Here is a 2,820-nt window from a genome sequence, read left to right on the forward strand (position 1 = left end):
AAGCACCATTCTCACCAGCTGGTGCAAACATAGGGATAGGCTAAGCCATGAAACGCGCCACCATCACCTTCCCTGATGAGCTCGAGCAAAAGCTCAACGCTTACCTGAAAGGGCAACGTACCCCACCGAGCCTCAGCACGGTCGTGCAGGTTGCCTTAGACGAGTACCTGGAATAATCAGAAGTGGGCGGGGCTCGAGGCTACCCCCGCGACCTCCCCGCTCGAGCTGCCCATCTCTCATGCCGATGTCGAAAATGACGTGAGCGTGAATCATGACAGGTACTCAGCTCAGTTCATCTACGAAAAGAAGGTCGGCAGGGCCACGCGCCTAGGTGAGAGGGATGCACGGGGCGCAGAGGCAAACAGCGCGGATACAAGCGACAAAGAAACTTCCCACGACTAAATGCAGGGCAGAGTCTTAGCCGATACCGGCCCGCTCTACGCCTACGCGCTGGCACGCGACAGCCTGCACGAACGCGCGAAAGTCGAGCTGGCACAGCTCAAGGCGGCGCGGACCACGCTGGTGGTGACGTACTCGGTGCTGCTCGAGGCGGACATTTCAGCGACCTCACGAGTTTCTTCAAGCGCGAACCGCTCCCCGCCAAAACGGTGGGCGTCGCTACCCCTACAGCGGTAGCAAGGCAGGTGGGATGAGCATGAGCAGCCGAAAAAACAGCGTCACCTATCTATCAGAAGGGGTTTCTCAAAGCCTTCCTCTGCCGAGACCGCTGCGTGCCCGCGGATTCCAGTAGGCGTTGAGACCGTCGCCCAGCAGATTGATGCCTAAGACGGTCAGGGCGATAGCCAGACCTGGAAAGACCGACATCCACGGGGCGCGGCGCATAAACGCCTGAGCGTTGTTGAGCATGTAGCCCCAGCTGATCACATTCGGATCGCCCAAGCCGATAAAGCTCAAACCTGCCTCGATCAAGATGGCGCTGCCCATGAGGAGGGAGACATAGGCGATGACGGGCGCCATGACGTTGGGCAGCACGTGCTTAAGGAGGTTGGACCATTCCGACCGGCCGACGGCGCGGGCGGCCATGACGTAATCGAGCGCTCGGGTGCTCAAGACCCCGGCTCGAGTCAGCCTGGCGGTAAACTCCCAACTCGTCAGCGCCAGCACCAAGATGAGGTTTCTCAGGCTGGCCCCGAAGAGCGCCACCACCACGAGCGCCAGAAAGAAACGGGGCATCACCAGCACCAGCTCCGTGAAGCGCATGAGCATGTCATCTATCCAGCCGCCGAAAAACCCGGCCAGCCCGCCCACGAGCACCCCGATGAGGAGCGAGGCACCGGCCACGGTGAAGCCGACCAAGAGCGAGGTCCGCGCCCCGTGGACCACGCCGCTGAAGATGTCCCGCCCCAGGTCGTCGGTGCCCAGCCAGAACTCGCTCGAGGGCGGCTGGAGGGGCGCGCCGACCGATCTGAAAGGGTTGGCGGGGGCGAGTTGATTCGCCAGCAGCGCCGCCAGCAGAAAGGAGAGCGTCAGGCCAAGGCCCAGCAGCGCCGCCGGATTCCGGGCGAATCTGCGCCAGGAGCGACCGCGGGGCGCTCGAGCGGCGCGTGGGCCGGCTTGCTCGCTACTCATAGCGAATCCGGGGGTCGAGCACGGCGTAGAGGATATCCACTATCAAGGTGGACACGATGACCGCGACCGACAAGAGCAAAAACATCGCGGTGATGATGGCGAGATCGCGGTTCAGCATGGCGCTCAGCAGCAGCCTGCCCAGCCCCGGCCAGGCGAAGACCGTTTCGGTCAGCACCGCGCCGGTAAGCATGAAGCCGACCTGACCGCCGATGATGGTGACGACCGGCAAGAGGGCGTTGGGCAGCGCGTGCCTGACCAGCACCTGGCGCCTGGACAGCCCCTTCGAGAGCCCGGTCTGGATAAAGTCGTGGCCGAGAACCTCCACCAAGCTCGCGCGCGTCACCCGGGCGATGGGCGCCAGGTACTGCACGGTGAGGGCGGCGACCGGCAGCGCCATGTGGTGCGCTACGTCCAGCGCGTAGCGGAGCCCTTCAAAGCGGTGGCGTGCCGACGTCATCCCCTGGACCGGGAAGAGCTCGAGCTGAAAGGCGAAGACGAGGAGCAAAAGCTGCGCCAGCCAGAAGACCGGCACGGCCTGACCGAGGAGCGACAGGATGGTGACGCTCGCGTCGGTCAGCGAGTGGGCGCGGTTCGCCGCCAGGACACCCAGGGTGATGCCGCAGACGATAGCCAAGAGCAGCGCCGGCGCCATGAGGAGCAAGGTCGCGGGCAGGCGTGAGAGGATGACCGCGAGGGCAGGCTGGTTGTGGCGGTAGGAAAAGCCGAGGTCGCCGCTCACAACCCCGCGCAGATAGATGACGAGTTGCTCCCAGAGGGGCCTGTCTAAACCAAAACGCTCCCGCATCATGGCGTAGTAGCCCGCGTCGCCGTCCTCGCCGGCTAAGGCCAGGATGGGATCGCCGGGGGCGACGTGAATGAGGACAAAGGTGACGATCGTCGCCCCCAGGATAAGGGGAACCGCTTGCAGGACGCGGCGGATGAGGTAGATGAACATAAACGGCGTAGGGGCGCCGCGCCCCTACCGGTTCAATTCCCGCCCTCTTCAAACCAGGCCGCTTCGGCAAATTGGCCGGACCAGGGCGCCAGGCCGTGGACGCTCGCGCCGGACGCCGCCGTGAAGTCCGTCTCGACCAGCCACCAGTAAGGGAGTTCCTCGACCAAGACGCGCTGAATCTCGGCGTAGATCTCGCCCCGGACCGCCTGGTCCGCTTCGCGCGCGCCGCGCGCAAAGAGCTCATCGACGACCGGATTTCTGTAGGCGGCAGCGTT

General features: G+C 64.2%; 4 protein-coding genes. 1 reads left to right on the forward strand and 3 read right to left on the reverse strand.

Annotated features, from left to right (window positions below; translation table 11 throughout):
• Nucleotides 1-402 precede the first annotated feature (402 nt).
• The gene (locus M3498_11235) at nucleotides 403-636 is read left to right on the forward strand and encodes a hypothetical protein (protein ID MDQ3459857.1); all 234 of its coding nucleotides are present in this window, start codon (nucleotides 403-405) and stop codon (nucleotides 634-636) included.
• A gap of 66 nt (nucleotides 637-702) precedes the next feature.
• On the opposite strand, the gene M3498_11240 is transcribed toward M3498_11235, so the two are convergent.
• The 3 genes from M3498_11240 to M3498_11250 form a co-directional block, all read right to left on the reverse strand.
• Nucleotides 703-1,590, reverse strand: a complete 888-nt coding sequence (locus M3498_11240; GenBank protein MDQ3459858.1) for an ABC transporter permease — start codon at nucleotides 1,588-1,590, stop codon at nucleotides 703-705.
• On the reverse strand, nucleotides 1,583-2,545 hold the full coding sequence (locus M3498_11245; GenBank protein ID MDQ3459859.1) for an ABC transporter permease: 963 nt from the start codon (nucleotides 2,543-2,545) through the stop codon (nucleotides 1,583-1,585). The genes M3498_11240 and M3498_11245 overlap by 8 nt, the downstream gene beginning before the upstream one ends.
• A gap of 32 nt (nucleotides 2,546-2,577) precedes the next feature.
• The coding region (locus M3498_11250) for an ABC transporter substrate-binding protein (GenBank protein ID MDQ3459860.1) at nucleotides 2,578-2,820 on the reverse strand (243 nt) is incomplete at its 5' end.

It is taken from the genome of Deinococcota bacterium (assembly GCA_030858465.1).
In the GTDB taxonomy this organism is placed as follows: Bacteria; Deinococcota; Deinococci; order Deinococcales; family Trueperaceae; genus JALZLY01.

Excerpts from the sequence above, each read along its gene's own strand:
- M3498_11235 (MDQ3459857.1), top strand. The coding sequence starts at position 403 with ATGCAGGGCAGAGTCTTAGCCGATACCGGCCCGCTCTACGCCTACGCG.
- M3498_11240 (MDQ3459858.1), bottom strand. The coding sequence starts at position 1,590 with ATGAGTAGCGAGCAAGCCGGCCCACGCGCCGCTCGAGCGCCCCGCGGT.
- M3498_11245 (MDQ3459859.1), bottom strand. The coding sequence starts at position 2,545 with ATGTTCATCTACCTCATCCGCCGCGTCCTGCAAGCGGTTCCCCTTATC.